Source organism: Mesorhizobium sp. M7A.F.Ca.US.008.03.1.1 (assembly GCF_003997495.1).
Classification (GTDB): Bacteria; Pseudomonadota; Alphaproteobacteria; order Rhizobiales; family Rhizobiaceae; genus Mesorhizobium.
Genome location: NZ_RZRU01000031.1, coordinates 1 through 21693 on the forward strand (window position 1 = coordinate 1; position 21693 = coordinate 21693).

The following is a 21693-nucleotide window of genomic DNA, read 5'->3' on the forward strand; positions in this document are numbered from 1 at the left end:
AAGCAGAATGTCTTTGACGGCAGCGCTGGCGGTCTTACCTTCTGTCTTGGTCATGGTGGCGTTCCTTCGCGGGAATCAGGTGACGTTGAACATCACCAGCCTGCCATGACCGCCCTCTCTCAGCGAATTTGCAGAACTCTCAGCACACTACCTGGGCCAACGCAGATGGATTGGCGGTGCAAAACCGTTTCGATGCCGGCGGGCCAGCGCCCCCCTCTGCCCTGCCGGGCATCTCCCCCTCAAGGGGGGAGATTGGCTGCTTAGCTGACCATTCCTCTTTCAGCGTTCGCAGATTGGCGAAAGTGGAGGAGAGCCGATCTCCCCCCTTGAGGGGGAGATGTCCGGCAGGACAGAGGGGGGTGCGGCGGTCGCCCTAGTTCGCCGACCCCAGCGCCTTGTCCAGGGCCGCCTTCACATCCGCCGGCCACGTCGCCAGCGCCGGCCAGGCGTCCGGCTCCGGCTTGTCACCGCGACGGGCGAAGTAGAGCTTGTGCTGGGCCGGGTCGACCGCCATGAAGCCGTCATTGCCGCCGCAGTCATGCGGCACGCAGCCGCTGGCGTAGAAGGCGCCCGAAGCGGTCTTTTCCGTGCCGCCGCCGACCAGCAGGCTGGTCGCCATGTCGGGCATGTCCTTGCCGAGCAGCGACTCAGCTAGCCTGTAGACGGCCTCGTTGTGGAAGGCGTCGATGATGTTCTGGTACTTTTCCGGATCGATGTCTTTCCAGTCCGTGCCGGGTTCCGGCATGTAGGTCAGATTGCCCGAAATCGTCAGCCCGTCGGTCGGCGACCACTGCAACGCCGGCTTCTGATCTCCCGGCAACAGATAGGGCACGAAATAGATGGCGTTGTCGGACACTGCCGAGGGCGGCGCGCCGCACTGGTCCTGCTCGACCGTGGTGCTCTGGATCGTGCCGCCATCCGGTTTCCAGACGATCACCGTCGCCGGCCCGCATTGATTGCCACCGTCGCCGACATCGAACAGCGCCACCTTGACGCCGCCGACCTCGACTATTTTGTCGAAGAAGACGTCATAATTGCTGGCCAGTTGCTGGCCGTCATAGGCGAGCACCTTCTCGCCATACTGTTCCTTCTGGGTGATGGTCAGCGTGCCGCCTTCGAATGGGACAGGGGCCTGCTTGTCGTCATCGGAAGCGTCGGCGGCGTTGGTCCCCTGATCGGCGGACGGCTGCTCCGTCGCCGGAGCCTGCTGTGTGGCGGGTGCCTGCGTCTGCGCAAACGCGCTCACGGTTGGCCCCAGCAACAAGGCCAGCCCGCAAACGCCGGCAAGAAGCGAACGTGTCATGACTGTCCTTCCACTCAGTCGCAACGAACCCGGCCTGAAGCGGCCGGCCGCCCGGAGCGTGCCGCTCAGGCCCAGGGGCGCTGTTCGGCGTTGCGCTTCTCGAACGAAGCGATGGCGCCGGCCTTCTCCATGGTGAGGCCGATGTCGTCGAGCCCGTTGAGCAGGCAGTGCCGCTTGAAGTCGTCGAGGTCGAACTTGACCACGCCGCCATCCGGTCCGCGGATTTCCTTGGCCTCTAGGTCGACCGACACCGTGGCATTGGAACCGCGCGAGGCGTCGTCCATCAGCTTTTCGAGATCCTCGGGGCTGACGGTGATCGGCAGGATGCCGTTCTTGAAGCAGTTGTTGTAGAAAATGTCGGCGAACGAGGTCGAGATGACGCAGCGAATGCCGAAGTCGAGCAGCGCCCACGGCGCATGCTCGCGGCTGGAACCGCAGCCGAAATTATCGCCGGCGACCAGGATCTGCGCCTTGCGGTAGGCCGGCTTGTTGAGCACGAAATCCGGGTTTTCCGAGCCGTCGTCCTTGTAGCGCATTTCGGCGAACAGGCCGGTGCCGAGCCCGGTGCGCTTGATCGTCTTCAGATAATCCTTCGGGATGATCATGTCGGTGTCGACATTGACGATCGGCATCGGAGCGGCGACGCCGGTGAGTTTGGTGAACTTTTCCATGGCTTTTGCCCGTGTTTTCGTTGCGGGAGAATTTGCTGAGGCAGGGTTTACACAAAGCCGGCGGCAAATAAAAGGCAACTGTTCGTGCACGGTGGCACAAGCCAGCCCGATGGTGCAATCTGGCGGCCATGGCAGAAAACGCACAGGTCCTCTACACACGCGAACCCGCGCTCGACATCGGCGAATTCCGTCGCGTGCTGGTCGAATCCGGCCTCGGCGAGACGCGCCCCATCGATGACGACATCAGGCTGCAGGCGATGCTGTCGGGCGCCAATCTGGTGCTGACCGCGCGCCTCGACATCGAGGGCAGGCCGCTGATCGGCGTTATCAGGGCGATCACCGACTTTTCCTGGGTCTGCTACATCTCCGAACTCGCCGTTTCCCAATCAGCGCAAGGGCTCGGCATCGGCAAGGGCCTGATGGACGAGGCGCGGCGGCAGCTTGGACCATCGGTCGCCATCAGCCTGATCTCCATGCCCGACGCCGTCGGCTTCTACGAGCGTATCGGCATGAAGCACATGGCCGACGCCTTCTGGTTCGACCGCAAGGGCTGAGGCCAGCCCACGTGCCGATGACCGAGTGTCTTGATCTGCATTCCGCTTGATCCACATCGCAAGGATGGAAAAGCAGAGATGCTTCGTTGGCACGGCCGGCTGGGGAATTCCGACCCGCTACAAGGATGATTTCCCGCAACCTGGCTCGCATCTCGAACGTTACGCCCAGCGCCTGCCGATCGTCGAGATCGACACCTCGTTCTACAAGCCGCACCGCCGCGAGACCTATGAGCGCTGGGCGCGTTCCGTCCCTGAGCATTTCCGCTTTGCCGTCAAGACACCGAAGGCGATGACGCACGAACGTCGTCTCGCCGACTGCGAGATGGTCACCGAGGCCTTTCTCCAGCAGGTCGGAGGTCTCGGCGAAAAACTGAGCGTGCTTTTGGTGCAGCTTCCGCCGAGCCTGCCGTTCGAGCCGGACGTCGCCGGCGAGTTCTTCGACATGCTGAGGTTGCGAACCCAGGCAAGGCTGGTCTGCGAGCCGCGCCACCCAAGTTGGTTCGATGCGGAGGCCGATGCGCTTCTGGCCTCTCGCCAGGTCGCGCGCGTCGCCGCCGACCCGGCTGCGGTCCCTGCAGCGGCGGTGCCGGGCGGCTGGCCCGGCCTTGCCTATTTCCGCTGGCACGGCGCGCCGCGCCTCTACTATTCGGACTACGATGCTGAAACGCTCGACCGGATCGCTCGGCAGGTGAATGCGGCGGCCGCTTCGGGCGCTGAGGCTTGGTGCATTTTCGACAACACGGCGGCAGGGCACGGACTCGGCGATGCTCTCGAGGTTGATGCGATGATCATCTAGACGCGCGCCAGCTCAAATCACGTTCAATTCCCGGAACGCCCTTCCCTCCGCCACCCGCTCATACCCAAACGCCGAGCAATCCACCGTGCGGTAGCCACCATGCACGATCAGTTCGGCCAGCGCCTTGCCGACCGCCGGCGCCTGCTGCAGGCCGTGGCCGGAGAATCCGTTGGCGAAGATGAAATTGCCGACTTCGGGATGCGGACCGATCACCGCGTTCTGGTCGAGCGTGTTGTAGTCGTAGTGGCCGGCCCAGGCGCGGGTCGGCTTGATCGCCTCGAAGGCGGGAATGCGGGTCGCCAGCACCGGCCAGATCACCTCTTCGAACAGCGGCCAGTTTACCTCGAAGTCGCCGGGATCGGGTGCGCAGTCGCCTTCCTCCGGTTCGGCGCCGCCGGTGAGGTAGACCGAGCCTTCCGGACGGACATAGATGCCGGAGGGATCGACCAGCAGCGGCATGTCGGCATATTTCTCGCGCGCCTCAAAGACGAAGACATTGCGCTTGCGCGGCTCGACCGGCAGCTCAAGCCCGGCCATGGCAGCCACCTTGCCGGCGTTCGGGCCGGCGGCGTTGACGACGATGCCAACCTCCAGCGTCTCGCCATTGCCGAGGCTCACTCCCGTGACGCGGTTGCCATCGCGCGCGATGCCGGTGACATCGGCGGCGATGAAATCGACTTTCTTCTGCCGCAGCGCCTTGCGGAACAGCGTCAGCATCGCATGCGCGTCGAACCAGCCTTCGCCGGTGCGGCCATAAGCGCCGGCTGAAATGCCCTCGGTCGACAGCCACGGGAACCGGCGCACCAGCGCGTCGGCATCCTCGAGCACGATGTCAGCGCCCTCCGCGATCTGCGCCTCGTGATTGCTCTTGAGGATCGGCAATCCGTCCTCGCCGGCAAGGATGAGGTAGCCGCCCTCGCGAAAGCCGATATCGGCGTCATCCCCGAACTCTTCCTTCAGCCGCCGGAACAGCTTCAGCGTGAACTGCGACAGGCGGATGTTTTCCGGGATCGAGAATTGCTGGCGGATCGAGGCCATGGACAGCGTCGTTGCCGCATGCGCGAATTGCGGATCACGCTCGACCAGCGCGATCGTGCCGGAAAACCCTTGCTCACGCAGGTAATAGGCGACCGAGGAGCCGACGATGGCTCCGCCGATGATGACGATGTCGTAGCGCATTTTCTCTCCGATCCGGCCGATGGTGTCCTTCACGCCGCCGGCAGAATGATCTCGAAGCGCGTGCCGCGTTCGCTGTCAACCAGCACGATCATACCATCATGCGCTTTCAGGAGGGCCAGCACGATGCCAAGCCCCATGCCGGTGCCGCCCTGCTCGCGCCGCGTGGTGAAGAACGGCTCGAAAATGCGCGCCCGGTTGCTGGGCGAAATGCCGGCGCCATCGTCGCTGACCAGGATGTTCGCCATGCCGCCGGCGCTCGTAGCCGAGACAGAAACCGCCGTCGCACCATGCCTGGCCGAATTGTCGATGAGATTGGCCAGCACGATAGCCGCGTTCTCGGCCGATATGCGCAATCTGATGTCGCCGCCGGCCCCGATTCTAGCCGCCAGCCTGTTGTCGACGGGAAGCAGCGCCAGCGCCGCACCGATCGATGTGCTTTCGCCGCTCGGCGCCAGGTTTTCGGCGCGCGCCAGGTCGAGCAGGCGGCGAACCAGAAGATTGAGCCGTCCGGCATCGGTGACGATATTGTCTGAAAAGCGCCGCCGCTCCGTATCGTCCATCGCGCCACCGGAATCGCGCAGCAATTCGGCTGCGCCCTGGATCGCTGTCAGCGGCGATTTGAGCTCGTGCGAGACATGGGTAGCGAAAGTCTGGATTGAGTCCGACCGCGCCTGAAGCTTCTCGGCCATGTCGAGGAAGGCTGCGGACAGCTCCGCCATCTCTCGCGTGCCATGATGGTCGAGCGGCCGGATCGCCGTGCGGTCGCCGGCAGCGATGCGCTCGGTCCGGTCGATCAGTGCATAGATCGGCCGGCTGACGGTACGCAGGAAAACCATGCCGATGAGCAACGTGCCGCCGATTATGGCGATTGCCGCCAACGTCACCTTGCCGCGTTCGCCATAGAGATGTTTGATGATGTTGTTGGGCGTCCGCGACACATAGACGACGCCGGCGACCTGGCCGTCGACGGCGACCGGCAGGGCGACGAAGACACGCACCTTGGTGCCGCGGCTGACCGAATAGAGCGGCGGCGCAGGCTGGTCGGGAATGCGCAGCCTCAGCGCGCTGGCGTAGCGGCCGCCAAGTGCGGCGCGCACCTCCTCGACCGCGCCAAGCGACTGCCCGACCTCGCCGCGCCCGGCAATGACGACGCCTCGGGGATCGAGCAGCCGGAAGCCGGCCAGCGTGGTTTTCTGCGTCGCGTCGAGAATGCCGGACAGGCGCGCGCCGATTGCCGCGAAGACGGGATCGGCGGCGGCTGGCATCGCCACGGGCCGGGTCGGCAGCACATAGTCGGAGGCGAGATCGAGACTGGGTTCGATCGGCCTGTACAACGGGTCGGGATTGGCGCTTCGGCTGGAATACCCGCCTGGCTGCGGCATCGGCGCGCCGAGTTTTTCCGGCGCGATGCCGGCGTCGCGCACATCCTGCGCATAGATGGCGGCGATGGCCGCACCTTGCGCGATCAGCTCCGCCTCGGTCTGGCGGATCAGCTGGTTTTCGTAGAGCCGGAAGAAGAACAGGCCGACCAGCGGCAAGGCCATCACCATGATCAGGATGGCGACGACGACCGTGGCAAGCCGTGGCCGCCATTTGCGGCCGATCCATTTGCTGGAAGTCGTCAGCCGCATCGGCCGAGCCGGAAGCCGACACCATGCACCGTCTCGATGACATCAGGGCAACCCACGGCTGCCAGCTTGGCGCGGATGTTGCGAATGTGGCTGTCGACGGTGCGGCCGGCGACGTGGATGTTGGCGGCATAGGCGCTGGCCATCACCGCGTCGCGGTCGAGCACATGCGCGGGCCGCGCCAGAAACCCTTTCAGGATCGAGAACTCTATCCCGGTCAACGATAGTGGCTTGCCGTCGAAGCTGGCGGCATGGCTGGCCGGCGCAAGAGCCAGTTTGCCATGCGAAAACTGCCTGTCGTCGGACGGTTCGGGCGCCGCCGGGCGGGCGCGCCGCAGGATGACGTTGACGCGGGCGACCAGTTCGCGCGGGCTGAACGGTTTCGTCACATAGTCGTCGCCGCCCATTTCGAGCCCGAGGATGCGGTCGATCTCCTCGTCGCGCGCGGACAGGAACAGCACCGGCACATCGGATGTGTGCCGCAGCCGCCGGCAGACCTCCAGCCCGTCCATTTCCGGCATGCCGATATCGAGCACGACGAGGTCCGGCGCCCGGCATCCGATCGCCTGCAAGGCGGCGGCACCGTCTGCCACTCCTGTCGTTTTCATGCCGGCTTTCTCCAAGGCAAAGCAGATCACCTCGCGGATGTGCGGGTCATCGTCGGCGACGAGGATGTGATGCGGCATGGATCAGCGGCCCGGCATGGAAGGTTCGATAGCGGAGGGAATCACGGGCGGCCCCTTCGTGTCGAGGGTGCGCAACAGCCGCCAGTCGCGAAAGCTCCAGGCCCGCCAGCTCTGCTGGATAGTTCGATACCAGATTTCGTCGCTGCCGCGCACGCCAGCCAGTTCGCGGACAGTGCCGGCTGCCGTCTTGCCCTGGTGCTCGAGGAAGCGATCGAGTGCGGGAAACGCGCCCGGGCCGAGCGAGCGCAGATACCAGGCGTCTAGGGGAATCCCCTGGCCAGTCATTTCGAGGGAATGGTCGACATTGTAGTTGGCGATCGTTGCTGCGAAATTGATGAAGCAGCCGGCATAAAGCGTCAGGGATAACGTCAGAAGATTGGCGGACAGCAGCCATTCGTTAGATTTTCCCAACGCGATGCGGGCAATGATCAGGGCAAGGCCTGCTGCCACCAGCCCCATCCAGACAAAGGCGGCGACGCGCCAGTAGGTCAGCGCATAGATGCCGATATAGAGGTCGAGCCGCAGGATAGACGAGACGACCAGCATGATGTTCTGCGCCACCCAGGCATAGACCAGGCGGCGGATGAGCGGATCGGCCGAGGTCTCGCTTCCGGGTCGCAGCGCTGCCAGCACGAAGCCGGCGGCAAGCAGTGCGGTGACGATCAACGGATAGGCGCCACGATGCGCGTAGGCCGCGTAGCTCAGCCCGTCGGGAAGGGCCGCCCCGCCCCACAGATAGGTGGCGTCGAGCGCCGTCTGCAGCGCAAACAGGATGTTGAAGGCGATCAGGGCGCGCAGGATGGCGGCCTTGCCGAACAGGATGTCTTCGATGGTGGTGGCGGTTTTCTCGGCTTGAGCGCCGACCGCTGGCGCTGCGCGCGGGATGCGGCGAACCAGGCGCGGCAGGCGTGGCCGCAGAAATGCCCAGACAGCGGCGAGCACGAACAGCCAGAAGGCAATCCGCGCCAGCTGGATGAGATCGAGCAGCCTCACGAGATCGATCAGCGACAGCCAGTAGTCGATGACCGGATTGGCTGCACCGAACAGCGCCAGGAAGACCGCGCTTAGCGTCAGCGGCATCACCCAGACAGCGATCGCCGCCAGCCGGATGCGGCGCCCGCCGAACCGCCGCGCTGTCCTGCGCCAGCGGATGAAATCGTTGGCGAAGCGGAACGGCGCCGCCAGCCCGAACAGCACGATCTGCCCGGCAATGCGGGCGATGCTGTGCCGCAGCCGCCCGCTCAGCGAAAGCGCGAAGACGACCAGCGCCGCCAGCGCGATCGAGACCGACAGGGTGCTGACGTTTTCCGCCAGCGGCAGCAGCGCGACAAGCAAGGCGATGGGCTTGAGCCAGACCCTGCCGTCGCTGAAAGCCGCCGGATGCACGGCGACAACCGCGGCGGCAATCATCAGGGCGAACAGGAAAACCGTGATTCCGGCGGGCTGGCCGTAGAACAGGAAATCTGCAAGTGCCGCCAGCAGCATGGCGACACCGAAGCGGCTGCAATAGCTCGGCGCGGCGGAGAACAACGTTGTCATGACCTGGCTTTCCTGATGGCGTCCCGCCGGAATGCCGGCGGGCTTCTGCGGACAAAGGGAATGAGGGTTGCGACAGGACACGCGCACGGCGGATCGGCCAGCCACCAGCCCTCGCTGCGCAACCGGTGAGGCAGACGGAGTTTGGCTCGCTTTTGCATGTGCATGCCGCCTGTCTCGCAGGCCGGCAGGGAAGCGATACGGCGGATCCGAGGAGGTTTTCGGCAGGCCTGTGCAGTTTTCGTGCAGGGTAGGGCGCCGAGCTCCTACCTCCTCCTTGTGGGGAGGTAGGACCGAAGGTCCGGGTGGGGGTCCGCGCCGCCCCCACCCCGCTGCTTCGCAGCGACCCTCCGCACAAGGGGGAGGGTGGGCGCACAGCCCTGCGCGCTTGCCTCCAACAACCGCACGCGGCATAGATCAGACATGGAAACCTATCGCCCGCGCCGCTCCGTGCTCTACATCCCGGCCTCCAACGACAAGGCCTTGACCAAGATCGCGCAGCTTGCCTGCGACGCAGTCATCATCGACCTGGAAGACGCCGTCGCTCCGGCCGACAAGATCGCCGCTCGCGAAAAACTGGCCGGCATTTTCGCCGGCCATCCCGTTGCCAACCATAGTGGCAGACGCTGCGAGATGATCGTGCGCATCAATGCGCTGGTCAGCGAATGGGGCGCCGACGACCTGCTGGCTGCCGCAAGCTGCGAACCCGACGGCATTCTTCTGCCTAAGGTCGACACGCCGCGCGACCTGCTCGAAGCCGGCGACATGCTCGACGACAATTTTGCCCCCGACAGCGTGAAACTGTGGGCGATGATCGAGACGCCCAAGGCCATGCTCAACATCGGCGCCATCGCCGAACTTGGCCGCGACCCGGCCTCGCGGCTTAGTTGTTTCGTTGCCGGAACGAATGATCTGGTCAAGGAGACCGGCATTCTTGCAACGCCTGACCGGCGCTACCTCGTGCCATGGCTGATGCAGATGGTGCTGGCCGCGCGCGCCGGCGGCATCGACATGCTCGACGGCGTCTTCAACGATTTTCGCGACCTCGACGCTTTCACCCATGAATGCACGGAAGCCGCGGCCATGGGGTTCGACGGCAAGAGCCTCATCCACCCGGCCCAGGTCGAAGCCGCGAACCGCGCCTTCGCGCCATCCACGGAAGCCGTGGCCGAGGCGCGCTCGGTGAAGGAAGCCTTCGCGCTCGCCGAGAATACCGGCAAGGGCGTGATCGCGCTGAACGGCAGGATGGTCGAGCGGCTGCACTTGGCGCAAGCCGAAAAACTGCTGGCGAAGGCAGCCGCCATCGGCGCATGATATCAACCCTATGCTCGCGGGCTAAGGGCACTCACGACAGGACTTGAGAAAATGAAACTCTACCGCTTTCTGTCCGCTCCGGACGATGCCAGCTTCTGCCACAAGGTGACGGCGGCGTTGAACAAGGGCTGGCACCTGTTCGGCTCGCCGACCTATGCCTACGACAAGAAGGCCAAGACGATGCGTTGCGGCCAGGCCGTGGTCAAGGATATCGACGGCCAGGAATACGGACCGGATACCAAGCTCAGCGACTGGTAGTCGCCATCGCTTTCCTAGGGTCTGCGCAGCGTCACTTCGCTCCTTGCTCCGCCCTAGGACGAAGGTATGGGGCTACTCGGCAGCCTCTTCGAGCTTCTCCATATCATCGTCCGAGAGCCCAAAATGATGGCCAATCTCGTGGATCAGCACGTGGGTGACGATGTCGCCCAACGTTTCCTCGTTCTCGGACCAGTAATCGAGGATGGCGCGACGGTAGAGCGTGATGCGGTTCGGGCCCTCGCCGGTCTGCGGATTCCAGCGCTCGGCGATGCCGCGTCCCTCGAACAGACCGAGCAGGTCGAACGGCGTCTCCAGCGACAGATCGTCCATGATCTCGTCGGTCGGGAACTCGGTGATCTGGATGACGATCTCGCCGGTCAGCTTGCGGAAATCCTCCGGCAGATGGGCGTACGCCTCCAGCGCCAGGAACTCCATTTCGTCCATCGAGGGCGAGAGTTCGTCGTGCCAGGTGCGGGTCTTGTAGATGCGGGCCATGCTTTGTCCTTTGATCCCGGCATATAGGCTTTCGCACCGGAATCGGCAAATGAACGGGCCGATGCGCCTGCGCCATCCAGGCGGAGAGGAATAAATTCCCCACGACTCCGCTTGACTCTTGGGGTCCCCTCTGGAATCCTAGGGAACATAACAGGAACAATTGTGAGTGGAAGCTGACCGTCATGGCGATGACCGCCGTGGCGCGGGAAACTGTTTTTGCCCTGCGCCGCCAGATCGCGAAAATCGAGGGAACGCTGCCCGAGCGCTTGGCTGCGCCGGCCGCCGCGCCCCTAGATGCTGACGTCAACGCCGATGTCACAATCGTCCGGCGCGGCATTGCCGCCGCTTTGCCGGATGCATTCCTGCCCATCGGCGTCGAGCGCCTCGATGCTGCCCTGAGCGGCGGCCTGCCAAAGGCAGCCTTGAGCGAAATCCATGGGCTTGAAACCCGCGATGCCGGGGCCGTCGCCGGCTTCGCTTTGTCGCTCACCAGTCTGATCCTCAAACAAATGCCGGGGCTGCCGGTGCTGTGGATCGGCACATCGGAGATTTTTCGCGAGGCCGGCTTTCCCTATGCCAGGGGGCTTCACGCCTCGTTCGGCATCGAGCCGGAGCAATTGCTGTTTTCCGAGGCGCCAAGGCTTGTCGATGCACTGTGGGTCGCCGAGGAGGCGGCCCGGATGACGGCGCTGGCCGCCGTCATCCTGGAAATCCGCGGCAATCCGCAGCGGCTGGACCTGACCGCGACACGCCGGCTGCATGCAAGGGCGCAAGCGGCCGGCCGGCCGGTGTTCCTGCTGCGGCAGGCGGCCGAACCCGAACCGACGGCGGCACCCGTCCGCCTCATCGTCGCTTCGGCGCCGGCGGTGCCGCGCGGCACCATCGCCGGGCCGCTGGCCGGCTCGATCGGCCGCCCGGCCTTCACCCTCACCATCGGCAAGAGCCGCACGGCCCTGCCTGGACAATTCACACTGGAGTGGAACCCCGATGAACGCGCATTCGACGAAAGATGGGGCGACGAAAGAAGGAGCGAGGGACGAGACCGGACAAAGAATCCTGTCCCTGTGGTTTCCCTATCTGGCGGTGGAAAGAATCCTACGCCAGCGTCTGGGGCGGTCCTGGCGTTCCCGGCCGTCGGATTACCCATCCCACCCGCCGCTCGTGATCAGCCATCGCGACCGCAACGCACAGCGCATCTCAGCCCTCGACGAGCGGGCTGAGGCGTTGCACCTGAAGCGCGACATGGGCATTGCCGATGCGCGCGCCATGCATCCGTCGATCGACATCGTCGAGGCCGATCCGGAAGCCGACCGCCGCCTGCTCGAAGGCCTCGCCGACTGGTGCGATCGCTACACCCCGCTGGTGGCGCTGGATGGCGCGGATGGCCTGTTTCTCGACGTCACCGGCTGCACCCATCTGTTCGGCGGCGAGCGTGCCATGCTGGACGACATCCTGTCGCGCTTCTTCCACCAGGGCTTCGATGTCCGCGCCGGGCTTGCCGCGACACCGGGTGCGGCCTGGGCGGCGGCACGCTTTTGCGGCGACTGCATCGTCGCTGGCGGCGAGGAGGAAGCGCTGCTGGCACCCCTGCCGCTGGCCGCACTGCGCATCGAGCCGGCGACCCGCACCAGCCTGGAAAGCGTCGGCCTGCGCACGGCGGGCGCCGTCATGGCGCCACCCCGCGCGCCGCTCGCCCGCCGCTTTGGCGCCTTGCTGCTCCTGCGCCTCGACCAGGCGCTTGGCCGTCTCGACGAGGCGGTGTCGCCGCGCCTTCCCGTCGCGCCGCTTTCGGTCGAACGCCATCTCGCCGAACCCGTCACCCTGACCGAGGACATCGAACGGCTGGTGGGCATGCTGGCGGCAACCCTGAAAACCGATCTCGAGCGCCGCGGCGAGGGCGCCAGGACACTGGCGCTGTTGCTCTTTCGCGTCGATGGCGCCGTCAGCCGCATCGCCATCGGCACCTCGCGGCCGATGCGCGAACCGATGCTGATCCAGAAACTGTTTCATGAGCGGCTGGCCGCGCTCGAACAGGATATCGATGCCGGCTATGGTTTTGATCTGGTGCGGCTCTCGGTGTTGGCGGCAGCCACCTTCGACATGCAGCAAGCCGATCTTGCCGGCGAGGTGACCGACGACGGCGCCGATATCGCGCTGTTCGCCGACCGCATCCGCGCCCGGCTCGGCGAGGGGGCGGTTCTCCGGCCGGTCGCGGTCGAAAGCCATCTGCCGGAGCGTGCCGTCGCGACGATCCCCTTCACCGACGCGCCCCGCCGGACCACGCCGCCGAAGAAGCCAGACAGGCTGCAGGCGCCAAAAACCCTATTTCCGCCGGAACGGCCGATCCGGCTGTTCCGCTCGCCCGAACCCATCGATGTGCCCGCCACTGAAATGCCGGAAGGACCGCCGCTGAACTTCCGCTGGCGCCGCGCGCTCTACCGGGTCACGCGCGCCGAAGGGCCGGAACGCATCGCCGCCGAATGGTGGCGCGAGACAGGAAGCGACGAGGCGGCATCGACGCGCGATTATTTCCGCATCGAGGATGCCGATGGCCGCCGCTACTGGCTCTACCGGCAAGGCCTCTACGGCGGCAACTCGCAAATGCCACCGCGCTGGTTCCTGCATGGGGTCTTCGCATGAACGCGCTGACCGTCATTCCCTATGCCGAGTTCGGCATCCAGTCGAATTTCTCCTTCCTGCGCGGCGCCTCCAAGCCGGAGGAGCTGGTGGTCGCGGCCAAGCTCCTGGGCTTCTCGGCGATCGGGCTTGCTGACCGCAACACGGTGGCCGGCGTGGTGCGCGCCTGGCAGCAGGCCAAGGTCGAGAAGCTTTCCTATCATCCCGGCTGCCGGCTGGTTTTCGGCGACGGCACGCCGGACATTCTCGCCTACCCCCAGGACCGCAAGGGCTGGGGGCATCTGTGCCGCATGCTCACCCAGGCCAATCTGCGCGACGAAAACGAAAAGGGCGCCACCCTTCTCCAGCGCAGCGACTTGCTTGAATGGGGTGACCTGATGTCGCTGGCGGTCCTGCCCGGTCTGTCGGCGGGCGCGCCAGACAGTCTCGCTTTGCTTCGAGAACTCAGGAGCCGGTTCGGCAGGAACCTGCGGCTTGGCGTTTCGCCCGACTATGCCGGCAATGACCGTTTCCGGATCGAGCAGGCAGCGGCGATGGCCGAGAGCGCCGGCATTCCCCTGATGGCGACCAACGACGTTCTCTACCACACCGCCGAACGGCGCCCGCTGCAGGACGTGCTGACCGCGATCCGCCTCAACACGCCCGTCGCCGAGGTCGGGCTGCAACTCACCGCCAATGCCGAGCGCCATCTGAAGCCGCCGATGGAGATGGCCCGCCTGTTCCGCCGGCATCCGCAGGCGCTGGCCGAGACGCTGCGGTTTGCGGAAGAGCTGACCTTCTCGCTGAGCGACCTCCAGTACAATTATCCGGACGAGCCGACGGAGTCGGGCCTCGGGCCGCAGGCCGAGCTGGAACGGCTGGCGCGGGAGGGAGCGGCCAAACGTTATCCGGCGGGTGTGCCGACTTCGGCCATCAAGCGCATCGAGGAGGAGTTGGCTCTCATCGAGCGCCTCAACTACGCCCGCTATTTCCTGACTGTATACGACATCGTCAAGTTCGCGCGCAGCAAGGACATTCTCTGCCAGGGACGTGGATCAGCCGCCAATTCGGTCGTCTGCTTCTGCATCGGCATCACCGAAGTGGGCCCGGAAAAAATCGATTCGCTTTTCGAGCGCTTCATTTCCGAGGAGAGAAACGAGCCGCCAGACATCGACGTCGATTTCGAGCACGAAAAACGCGAAACCGTAATCCAGTACATCTACGAGAAGTACAGCGGAAAGCGCACAGCACTTGCCGCCGCCGTCATCAGCTACCGCGGCCGTTCGGCGCTGCGCGAGGTCTCGAAAGCGATGGGCCTGTCCGAGGATGTCAGGGCATCGCTTTCCGGCTCGATCTGGGGTTGGTCGACATCGGAGCTTGGCGAGAAGGAAGCCCGCGCCGGTGGCCTCGACCGCACCGACCCGGTGTCGAGGCACGTGATGGAGCGTGCCAATGAGATCATGGGCTTCCCCCGTCATCTGTCGCAGCATGTCGGCGGCTTCGTCATCACCCGGGACCGGCTCGACGAGATCGTGCCCATCGTCAAGACGGCGATGGACGAGCGCAAGATGGTCGAATGGGACAAGGACGATCTCGACTCGGTGAAGATCCTGAAAGTAGACGTGCTGGCACTCGGCATGCTGACCTGCCTGCAACGCGCCTTCACCTTGCTCACTGAGAATTATCCGAAGGCGAGGGATCCATATGGGCAGCCCTATGTGCTGGCAACCCTGCCGCCGGAGGACAGGCAGGTCTACAAGATGATCTGCCGCGCCGACACGCTCGGCGTCTTCCAGATCGAATCGCGCGCCCAGATGTCGATGCTGCCGCGTCTCAAGCCAGACAATTTTTACGATCTCGTCATCGAGGTGGCGATCGTGCGGCCGGGCCCGATCCAAGGCGACATGGTTCATCCCTATCTGCGCCGCCGACAAGGCAAGGAACAGGCCGAGTATCAAAAGCCGGAGCTGGAAGCGATCCTCAAGAAGACGCTTGGCGTACCGCTGTTTCAGGAGCAGGCGATGAATATCGCCATCGTCGCCGGCGGTTTCAAACCGGGCGAAGCCGACGAACTACGCCGCGCCATGGCCACCTTCAAGCGCACCGGCACCATCGGCAATTACCGAGACCGTATGATCAATGGCATGGTCGGCAAGGGCTACACGAAGGACTTCGCCGAGCGCTGCTTCAAGCAGATCGAGGGTTTTGGCGAATATGGCTTTCCCGAAAGCCATGCTGCTTCCTTCGCCCTGCTCGTCTATGCCTCCTGCTGGTTCAAGACCTTCTATCCCGACGTGTTCTGCGCCGCGATCCTGAACTCGCAGCCGATGGGGTTTTACCAGCCGGCCCAGCTCGTCCGCGACGCAAGCGACCATGGCGTCGACATCCGCGACGTCGACGTCAACTCTTCGGTGTGGGATTGCACGCTGGAAAAGGCGCCTTTCGATCCGGCCCGCATCCTCCCTCGCCATGCCGAGATGCGCGATGTCATCCAGACAAATCATGCGGTTCGGCTCGGCTTCCGGCAGATCAAGGGCCTGTCGAAGGAGCGCATGGAGGCTTTCGTCGAGCGGCGCGGCTCAGGCTATGTATCCGTCAGGGATGTCTGGCTGCGCTCCGGCCTCGATGTCGGCGAGATCGAGCGACTGGCGCAGGCCGATGCCTTCCGCTCGCTTGGTCTTGATCGTCGCGAAGCCCTGTGGGCGGTGCGCGCGCTGGACGGCAAGAGCGCCGCCGAAAGGCTGCCGCTGTTCGACCAGCCGGCGCTTCGCCTGCGCGAGCTGGAGCCCGAGACGAGGCTGCCGAAAATGCCGCTCGGCGAGCATGTCATCCACGATTACCGCTCGCTCGGACTGTCGCTGAAGGCGCATCCGGTCGCCTTCCTGCGCGAGCGGCTCGACCGCGCCGGCGTCATCCCCAATGCGAGCCTTCCTTCCGTGCGCGATGGCAGGCGCGTCTCCGTCGCCGGCCTCGTGCTGGTGCGGCAGCGTCCCGGCAAGGGCAACGCGATCTTCCTGACGCTGGAGGACGACAAGGCGGTGGCCAACGTCATCTTCTGGCAAAGAACCTTCGACCGTTACCGGCCCATCGTCATGGGCGCCCGGTTCGTCAAGGTCACCGGAAAATTGCAGTCGGAATCGGGCGTGGTCCACATCGTCGCCGAGAGGATCGAGGATCTGACGCCCTGGCTGACCGTGCTTCTGGAGAAGGTCAGCGAGGCCGCACCAGCGGTTGGCGGCCCTCCGAGAGACCTCGTCAAGGAGCGTTCGGATCGCTCCAGCCCCGCCAAACAAGGCGCACCGATCCGTCAGGATCTCGCAACGCTCTCGGAAGAAGCGGAAAGGGTCATGCCCAAGGGGCGGAATTTTCAGTAGTGCAAAAACTTCGATGTCGGCGAGACAGCACCCCCCTCTGTCCTGCCGGACATCTCACCCTCAAGGGGGGAGATCGGATTTAGTCTCGGCTTTCGCCAATCTCCACGGTTGCTGGCGAAGCGCCAAAGCTGCCAATCTCCCCCCTTGAGGGGAAGATGCCCGGTAGGGCAGAGGGGGGCGCTGTCCCGCCAGCCTTCGGCAAATTGACGGGTACAAGAACGTGCCCCTCAGCCCGGCCCACCCAAGCGTGGCGGGGGCGGGGCCAGCACATCCTCCACCGAAAGCGTCCGCGCCTCGGAAGGCAGCATGATCGGGATGCCGTCACGCACCGGATAGGCAATCTTGGCGACCCTGGAAATCAGTTCGCCGCGTTCCGGGTCCCAGGCCAGCGGCCCCTTGGTGAGCGGGCAGGCCAGCAGCTCCAGCAGCTTGGGGTCGACCTTCCTCTCGTCACGTCCGTCCGCCGCCATAGCAACCTCTCATTGTAGGCTCGACCCAAAGTCCTCATTCTCGCGCGCCAGCGCCATTTCGGTGATGGCGATCAGCGTCTCGGCCCGGGTCTTCAGGTCCGCCGCCTCGAGCAGCGCCTGTTTCTCGGCCGGGCCGTAGGGCGCCATCATCGACAGCGCATTGACCAGCATGGCATTTTCGGCCCGGCTGACGCTTTCCCAGTCGGCCTCCAGGTCGTTGGCCTGCAGATAGGCGCGAAATGCCTTGAGCAGCGATGGCCGGTCGATCTCGTTCGCCGCCTGGTCCTCATCGAGATCGGCAAGGAAAGGCGCGGGCTTGCACTGGCGAAACGGCGTCTTGACCGTCAATTCGTGGGCAATGCGGAACCGGCACACGCCCTGCAGCGAAATCAGGTAGCGGCCGTCGCCACTCTCGGAAAAGGCGATGATGCGCCCGGCGCAGCCGACATTGCAGAGTTCCGGCTCGCCATCGCCGCGCAAGGCGCCGTCGAGACTGGGCTGGATGACGCCGATGAGCCGCGAGCCGGCAATCGCCTCGTCCACCATCTGCAGATAGCGCGGCTCGAAGATGTTGAGCGGCATGCGGCCTCCCGGCAGCAAAAGCGCACCCTCCAGCGGAAAGATCGGGACCGTCGACGGCAAATCCTTGGCGAGCCGGTAATGCGCGTTTCCCGCTTGCACCTCATTCCTCCGATCGCTTCATCAGAAGCGCGTCATCCTGGCTCTAATCTGGGGCAGTCATCGCCAACGCCAAGCCCGTGCGGCAAAACAACCGTCAACCGGCTCAGGAAAACAGCAACGCCGACAATTTGCGGCGCGCCGCCAGCGTCGCCTCGTCGGTCATGCCCCAGGCTTCGAACAGCTGCAGCAATTGCGTCCTGGCGCCGTCCTCGTTCCAGGCCCGGTCGGCCTTGATGATGGCCAGCAGATTGTCTGCGGCCGCGGTGCGGTCGCCGTTGGCGTTCTGGATCATGGCCAGATCGAAGCGCGCCTGGTGGTCTTTGGGATTTTCCGCGAGGCGGCGCTCGAACTCGGCTGGATTGCCGAGAGCCGCCGCCTGCGCCGCAACCGCCATCCTGGCGCGCAGGGCTGTCAGCGGCGGCGCATCCTTCTTGGCCTCCGGGGCTGTTGCCAAAAGCGCCTCGGCGCCTTCCGTGTCGCCGGCGTCGAACAACAGCTCGCCCAGTCCGGCGATCGCCTCGATCGTCTCCGGCGCCTGCGCCAGGATGGCGTCATAAATGTCGGCCGCGGTCTGCATGTCGCCGGCCTCGCGTGCCTCGGTGGCCGCTGCCAGGGCTTCGGCCACCGGCGGCGCGCCATTGCCCTTGCCGCCGACCTTGGTGATGAATTCGTTGATCTGGCTCTCCGGGATGGCGCCCATGAAACCATCGACCGGCTGGCCGTCCTTGAAGGCGATGACCGCGGGTATGGACTGGATGCCGAGCTGGCCGGCGATCGAGGGATGGTCGTCGATGTTCATCTTGACCAGCTTGACCCTTCCGCCGGCGGCCTTGACCGCCTTCTCCAACTGCGGCGTCAACTGCTTGCAAGGTCCGCACCAGGGCGCCCAGAAATCGACCAGCACCGGCTGCCGGCGCGATTCCTGGATGACGTCGGCGGCAAAGGCCGCGGTCGTCGTGTCCTTGATGACATCGGCAACCGGGGCGGCGGGAGCGGCGGGAGCATCGCCAAGCGCGACTTTCGCCGGCGCCGGCGCGGTTCCACCATACTGCACCGAGGTGGTGTACTGGCCGCCATTGCCGCCAAAGGGGCCGCCAAAGGGATTGTTGTCGCTCATCTCTTTACCCTTCCGTGGCGCCGCCGGCCGGCAGCCGGGCGCCATATGCTTCAGACCATCTGACTCAAGCCATCCATGTGGCGATCAGGCGGAGACTTTCAAGATAGCAGCATCGTGCCCGGTTGCCTCGACGAATCTGATCAGGTCGCGCGCCGCGATCGATGTCGTCGCCTCATTGGTCAGCGGATGCCCATTGATCACCGAATGCTCCATCAGATCCTTGTCGAGCACGAGCTTGACCCTGTTTGCCGTATCGTTGATGACGCCAAAGACCGTGACGGCGCCCGGCGTGACGCCGAGCAGCTCCATCAGCATCTCCGGTCTGCCGAAGGAAACCCGGCTGGCGGCACCGATCACCTGGTGGATCTGCTTCAGGTCGACGACCGCGTCCTCGCCGACCGTGACCAGGAAGAAATTATCCTTCTTGTCCTTCAGGAACAGGTTTTTCGTGTGCCCGCCGGCGATTTCGCCGCGCAGCGCCTGCGAATCGGCGACCGTGTAGAGCGGTGGATGGCGCTTCGTCGAGGCGGCAATCCCGAGTTCGGCGAGAAAGGCCATCAAATCGGCTTCGGTCTTCGGCATCGGTTTCGTCTTCGTCCCGTTTCTCTAGCCAGCCGTTTACGGCCAATAGGGCCGCCGATACAAGACCGTCATGCGATATCACGGTGAGCGGCACCGCCCTTCGCGGTGGCGCCCCCGCCGCCCGCCACTCACGCGCCCGCCGATGGCTTGCCGGTCCCGTGCGGCGTGTCGCAAAAAGCCTGCGATTTCCCTGTTGCAATCGCCGCGCTCTTCAGCCATATAGGCCCGGCTTGCGGCCAAGACGCCGTGCGAGCGGGTGTAGCTCAGGGGTAGAGCACAACCTTGCCAAGGTTGGGGTCGAGCGTTCGAATCGCTTCACCCGCTCCAATTTCCTTCCAGGGGGAATCAAGCATTGAAAAGCCGCGGAACTCCGCGGCTTTTTCGTTTTCGGGGTGACAAAGATCGCGTCCCTCAAGCCTACATTCCTCTCCGGGCCCAAAATCGCACGTACACGTTTCGAGAAAAAGGCTTTTGGAACATGCCGGAAGCCTGAAATCTAGGTTATCTTGCGTGGCAGGCAGGGGGAGCTTTTAGGAAATGGCGGGCGATACACTGGCAATTTTGATAGACGGCGACAACGCGTCACCGAAGATTATCTCCGGGCTTCTCGCGGAGATTGCCAATTACGGCAGGGCGAGCGTCAGACGAATATACGGGGACTGGACCAAGCCAAACCTCAATGGCTGGAAGGAATGCTTGCTTGAGCATTCTTTCCAGCCTGTGCAGCAGTTCGCCTACACGACAAGCAAGAACGCGACCGACGGCGCGATGATCATTGACGCGATGGACCTTCTCTACACAGGGCGATTTTCTGGCTTCTGCATCGTTTCGAGCGACAGCGATTTCACGAAGCTCGCTTCACGCATCCGCGAACAGAACGTAACCGTTTATGGGTTCGGCGAACGCAAGACGCCTCGTCCGTTCATAACGGCCTGTGACAAGTTCATATATGTCGACGTGCTCGGTGACGCGGCAGCGGAGCCGCCGGCGACGGCGCCGGTCACGCGAGAGAAGGCCAGCGGGATTCCCGTTACGGCTGCCGCCGTATCTACCAAAATCGAAGCGGAAAAAGCCCGTCCAGCGCAGGGTAGGGCGGCGAGTGGTAAGCTGGACGAGGGCGCTCTGAGCATGCTGCAAAAGGCAGTGGAGGCGTCCGCAGATGAGGACGGCCGCGCAAACCTCGCGCGCGTAGGCGACCATTTGGCAAAGCAGTCTCCAGACTTCGACGCTAGAAACTACGGGTATGCGCGATTGAGCGATCTGGCTGGCGCTTCTGGTATACTCGAGGTGGAGCGTGCGGGTGGCGGCCTAAAGGCTGTCATGGTCCGACTGAAGAAGAGCTGACCGTTAGGGATTGCGGCCACGAGGTCGCAACCCATGCCTTGAATTTACAAATCAATCGGACGCTGTTTCCCGAATACTGCCGATAGGGATGCAGTTCTCAAGCGCTCTTCGTACCACCCGCCTTCCGCAGCGACGCCTGATGCACCAGCGACGTCCAGCTGTTGGTCGAGGCGAGGTGGCAGTAGAGCAGGCCGAGCGCGCCTGATTTGCGCAGGTCGAGAAACGCCTCGTCGCTCAATGTGTTGAAGGCCGGCTCGTCGATCACCTGGAAGTCGGTGAGGTTGAGCACCTCGCCGCCCTCTAGCGTCACCTTGCTCTGGCGCGGCGAAAACAGGCCGTGCGCATCGATCTTTTCGACCATCTCGCGGGTCGCCCTGAAGTCGATCTGGAACTGGTTGCAGAAGGCGAGCGCCTGTTTGGTCGCTTCGGTCGGCTCATTGCCGGTGAAGAAGGGCAGCACCTTGTCGTCGCGGAACGGCGCCAGCAGCTGGTCGACGACGCGGTCGCTGGCCCGTTCGACGCACAGCGTCAGCCGGCCGGCCGATGTCGGGTCTTCGGCCAGGATGAAGGGATAGCGCCGGACATAGGCGGGGATGTAGTGCGGCCCGGTCCATTTGCCATCGGAATCGACGAACAAGTTCTCGTTCTGACGCACGCCGGTGATGATCACCGGCGACTTGGCCGGGCCGATGAAGACGATCGGGTAGGAGCGCATCGCCGCCGGCATTTCCGACGCGACCACCGGAATGGCGTGCGCGGTGCGGGCGAAGCCGAAGTCACTGCGCGCGGTCAGGCCAAGCGAGCCGTGCCGCGCCGGATTGAGCGCCTCGGGCCTCGAATAAAACAGCGGCAACGCATCGCTCGTCACTTCCATCTTTGCATCCGCCATCGTCCGTCCCTTCTCCGGCAAGCCGACCAGGCCGCCATGATCCCGAAAGTGGGAATCTGTTCTTGTTTGCGCCGATCTTGCATCGAAAGGATTCCCGCGCAGGAACAAAGTACTACAGCGTCTCTTGCGCGCATAAAAGGACAGGCGGTGCCGTATTTTGGGGTTTGCGGCGGGCCGGGGGCTTGGGGGGGCCGACCCCC

At 64.4% G+C, this 21693-nt stretch carries 20 protein-coding genes and 1 tRNA gene; 9 read left to right on the forward strand and 12 right to left on the reverse strand.

Translation table 11 applies throughout. The features are described 5' to 3' along the window. Window positions 1-373 precede the first annotated feature (373 nt). Both EOA16_RS29285 and leuD read right to left on the reverse strand, forming a co-directional pair. Window positions 374-1303 (reverse strand): hypothetical protein, encoded by a 930-nt coding sequence (locus tag EOA16_RS29285; RefSeq protein WP_127261259.1) that lies wholly within the window; start codon window positions 1301-1303, stop codon window positions 374-376. A 65-nt stretch (window positions 1304-1368) separates the two neighbouring features. Beyond that, a complete protein-coding gene (gene leuD / locus EOA16_RS29290; protein ID WP_013528787.1) occupies window positions 1369-1974 on the reverse strand; it encodes a 3-isopropylmalate dehydratase small subunit in 606 nt (201 codons plus the stop codon). Between the two features lie 128 nt (window positions 1975-2102). Here leuD and EOA16_RS29295 point away from each other — a divergent pair, with 128 nt between their 5' ends. Next, a complete protein-coding gene (locus tag EOA16_RS29295) occupies window positions 2103-2528 on the forward strand; it encodes a GNAT family N-acetyltransferase (RefSeq protein ID WP_127261260.1) in 426 nt (141 codons plus the stop codon). Window positions 2529-2592: 64 nt separating this feature from the next. Continuing rightward, on the forward strand, window positions 2593-3324 hold the full coding sequence (locus EOA16_RS29300; RefSeq protein WP_127261261.1) for a DUF72 domain-containing protein: 732 nt from the start codon (window positions 2593-2595) through the stop codon (window positions 3322-3324). Between the two features lie 12 nt (window positions 3325-3336). Here EOA16_RS29300 and EOA16_RS29305 read toward each other — a convergent pair whose 3' ends face one another. The 4 genes from EOA16_RS29305 to EOA16_RS29320 are packed head-to-tail and all read right to left on the reverse strand — an operon-like array spanning window position 3337 to window position 8356. Further along, window positions 3337-4503 carry an FAD-binding oxidoreductase gene (locus EOA16_RS29305; RefSeq protein WP_127261262.1) on the reverse strand — a complete coding sequence of 389 codons (1167 nt, stop codon included), beginning with the start codon at window positions 4501-4503 and terminating at the stop codon, window positions 3337-3339. A 29-nt stretch (window positions 4504-4532) separates the two neighbouring features. Beyond that, window positions 4533-6134: an ATP-binding protein gene (locus EOA16_RS29310; protein WP_127261263.1), complete on the reverse strand. Its 1602-nt coding sequence runs from the start codon at window positions 6132-6134 to the stop codon at window positions 4533-4535. After that, window positions 6125-6817, reverse strand: coding sequence for a response regulator transcription factor (locus tag EOA16_RS29315; RefSeq protein ID WP_127261264.1), 693 nt, complete (start codon window positions 6815-6817; stop codon window positions 6125-6127). Before EOA16_RS29315 ends, EOA16_RS29310 begins: the two co-directional genes overlap by 10 nt. 3 nt (window positions 6818-6820) lie before the next feature. Continuing rightward, window positions 6821-8356, reverse strand: a complete 1536-nt coding sequence (locus EOA16_RS29320; protein WP_127261265.1) for a DUF4173 domain-containing protein — start codon at window positions 8354-8356, stop codon at window positions 6821-6823. A 420-nt stretch (window positions 8357-8776) separates the two neighbouring features. On the opposite strand from EOA16_RS29320, the gene EOA16_RS29325 reads away from it, so the two are divergent. Beyond that, window positions 8777-9667, forward strand: a complete 891-nt coding sequence (locus EOA16_RS29325) for a CoA ester lyase (protein WP_127261266.1) — start codon at window positions 8777-8779, stop codon at window positions 9665-9667. A 51-nt stretch (window positions 9668-9718) separates the two neighbouring features. Then, window positions 9719-9925, forward strand: a complete 207-nt coding sequence (locus tag EOA16_RS29330) for a DUF1737 domain-containing protein (RefSeq protein WP_127261267.1) — start codon at window positions 9719-9721, stop codon at window positions 9923-9925. A gap of 72 nt (window positions 9926-9997) precedes the next feature. Here EOA16_RS29330 and EOA16_RS29335 read toward each other — a convergent pair whose 3' ends face one another. Further along, window positions 9998-10420 carry a metallopeptidase family protein gene (locus EOA16_RS29335; protein WP_127261268.1) on the reverse strand — a complete coding sequence of 141 codons (423 nt, stop codon included), beginning with the start codon at window positions 10418-10420 and terminating at the stop codon, window positions 9998-10000. Between the two features lie 182 nt (window positions 10421-10602). Between EOA16_RS29335 and EOA16_RS29340 the strand changes: the two genes are divergently transcribed. From EOA16_RS29340 to EOA16_RS29350, 3 genes are read left to right on the forward strand one after another with little or no spacing between them, the layout of a single operon-like run. After that, window positions 10603-11640 (forward strand): hypothetical protein, encoded by a 1038-nt coding sequence (locus EOA16_RS29340; protein ID WP_127261269.1) that lies wholly within the window; start codon window positions 10603-10605, stop codon window positions 11638-11640. Next, window positions 11582-13060 (forward strand): DUF6504 family protein, encoded by a 1479-nt coding sequence (locus EOA16_RS29345; protein ID WP_127261270.1) that lies wholly within the window; start codon window positions 11582-11584, stop codon window positions 13058-13060. Before EOA16_RS29340 ends, EOA16_RS29345 begins: the two co-directional genes overlap by 59 nt. Then, window positions 13057-16410, forward strand: a complete 3354-nt coding sequence (locus tag EOA16_RS29350) for an error-prone DNA polymerase (RefSeq protein ID WP_127261271.1) — start codon at window positions 13057-13059, stop codon at window positions 16408-16410. The genes EOA16_RS29345 and EOA16_RS29350 overlap by 4 nt, the downstream gene beginning before the upstream one ends. Before the next feature lie 227 nt (window positions 16411-16637). Here the strand turns inward: EOA16_RS29350 and EOA16_RS29360 are convergent, their stop codons facing one another. From EOA16_RS29360 to EOA16_RS29375, 4 genes are all read right to left on the reverse strand, one after another. Beyond that, window positions 16638-16880 carry a Trm112 family protein gene (locus EOA16_RS29360; RefSeq protein WP_127261272.1) on the reverse strand — a complete coding sequence of 81 codons (243 nt, stop codon included), beginning with the start codon at window positions 16878-16880 and terminating at the stop codon, window positions 16638-16640. A gap of 9 nt (window positions 16881-16889) precedes the next feature. After that, window positions 16890-17561, reverse strand: coding sequence for an LON peptidase substrate-binding domain-containing protein (locus EOA16_RS29365; protein WP_127261273.1), 672 nt, complete (start codon window positions 17559-17561; stop codon window positions 16890-16892). 103 nt (window positions 17562-17664) lie between these two features. Continuing rightward, window positions 17665-18678 (reverse strand): thioredoxin, encoded by a 1014-nt coding sequence (gene trxA, locus EOA16_RS29370; protein ID WP_127261274.1) that lies wholly within the window; start codon window positions 18676-18678, stop codon window positions 17665-17667. An 84-nt stretch (window positions 18679-18762) separates the two neighbouring features. Continuing rightward, complete coding sequence (locus tag EOA16_RS29375) at window positions 18763-19260, reverse strand: prolyl-tRNA synthetase associated domain-containing protein (protein WP_127261275.1); 498 nt, start codon at window positions 19258-19260, stop codon at window positions 18763-18765. A 252-nt stretch (window positions 19261-19512) separates the two neighbouring features. Here EOA16_RS29375 and EOA16_RS29380 point away from each other — a divergent pair. Together EOA16_RS29380 and EOA16_RS29385 are read left to right on the forward strand one after the other, a co-directional pair. Further along, a tRNA-Gly gene (locus EOA16_RS29380) sits at window positions 19513-19587 on the forward strand. A 210-nt stretch (window positions 19588-19797) separates the two neighbouring features. After that, complete coding sequence (locus EOA16_RS29385; RefSeq protein WP_127261276.1) at window positions 19798-20604, forward strand: NYN domain-containing protein; 807 nt, start codon at window positions 19798-19800, stop codon at window positions 20602-20604. A gap of 97 nt (window positions 20605-20701) precedes the next feature. Here EOA16_RS29385 and EOA16_RS29390 read toward each other — a convergent pair whose 3' ends face one another. After that, window positions 20702-21493 carry a SapC family protein gene (locus tag EOA16_RS29390; RefSeq protein ID WP_127261277.1) on the reverse strand — a complete coding sequence of 264 codons (792 nt, stop codon included), beginning with the start codon at window positions 21491-21493 and terminating at the stop codon, window positions 20702-20704. Window positions 21494-21693 lie beyond the last annotated feature (200 nt).

Coding starts and splice junctions, on each gene's coding strand:
- EOA16_RS29285 (WP_127261259.1), bottom strand. CDS start 1,303: ATGACACGTTCGCTTCTTGCCGGCGTTTGCGGGCTGGCCTTGTTGCTG.
- leuD (WP_013528787.1), bottom strand. CDS start 1,974: ATGGAAAAGTTCACCAAACTCACCGGCGTCGCCGCTCCGATGCCGATC.
- EOA16_RS29295 (WP_127261260.1), top strand. CDS start 2,103: ATGGCAGAAAACGCACAGGTCCTCTACACACGCGAACCCGCGCTCGAC.
- EOA16_RS29300 (WP_127261261.1), top strand. CDS start 2,593: ATGGAAAAGCAGAGATGCTTCGTTGGCACGGCCGGCTGGGGAATTCCG.
- EOA16_RS29305 (WP_127261262.1), bottom strand. CDS start 4,503: ATGCGCTACGACATCGTCATCATCGGCGGAGCCATCGTCGGCTCCTCG.
- EOA16_RS29310 (WP_127261263.1), bottom strand. CDS start 6,134: ATGCGGCTGACGACTTCCAGCAAATGGATCGGCCGCAAATGGCGGCCA.
- EOA16_RS29315 (WP_127261264.1), bottom strand. CDS start 6,817: ATGCCGCATCACATCCTCGTCGCCGACGATGACCCGCACATCCGCGAG.
- EOA16_RS29320 (WP_127261265.1), bottom strand. CDS start 8,356: ATGACAACGTTGTTCTCCGCCGCGCCGAGCTATTGCAGCCGCTTCGGT.
- EOA16_RS29325 (WP_127261266.1), top strand. CDS start 8,777: ATGGAAACCTATCGCCCGCGCCGCTCCGTGCTCTACATCCCGGCCTCC.
- EOA16_RS29330 (WP_127261267.1), top strand. CDS start 9,719: ATGAAACTCTACCGCTTTCTGTCCGCTCCGGACGATGCCAGCTTCTGC.
- EOA16_RS29335 (WP_127261268.1), bottom strand. CDS start 10,420: ATGGCCCGCATCTACAAGACCCGCACCTGGCACGACGAACTCTCGCCC.
- EOA16_RS29340 (WP_127261269.1), top strand. CDS start 10,603: ATGGCGATGACCGCCGTGGCGCGGGAAACTGTTTTTGCCCTGCGCCGC.
- EOA16_RS29350 (WP_127261271.1), top strand. CDS start 13,057: ATGAACGCGCTGACCGTCATTCCCTATGCCGAGTTCGGCATCCAGTCG.
- EOA16_RS29360 (WP_127261272.1), bottom strand. CDS start 16,880: ATGGCGGCGGACGGACGTGACGAGAGGAAGGTCGACCCCAAGCTGCTG.
- trxA (WP_127261274.1), bottom strand. CDS start 18,678: ATGAGCGACAACAATCCCTTTGGCGGCCCCTTTGGCGGCAATGGCGGC.
- EOA16_RS29375 (WP_127261275.1), bottom strand. CDS start 19,260: ATGCCGAAGACCGAAGCCGATTTGATGGCCTTTCTCGCCGAACTCGGG.
- EOA16_RS29385 (WP_127261276.1), top strand. CDS start 19,798: ATGGCGGGCGATACACTGGCAATTTTGATAGACGGCGACAACGCGTCA.
- EOA16_RS29390 (WP_127261277.1), bottom strand. CDS start 21,493: ATGGCGGATGCAAAGATGGAAGTGACGAGCGATGCGTTGCCGCTGTTT.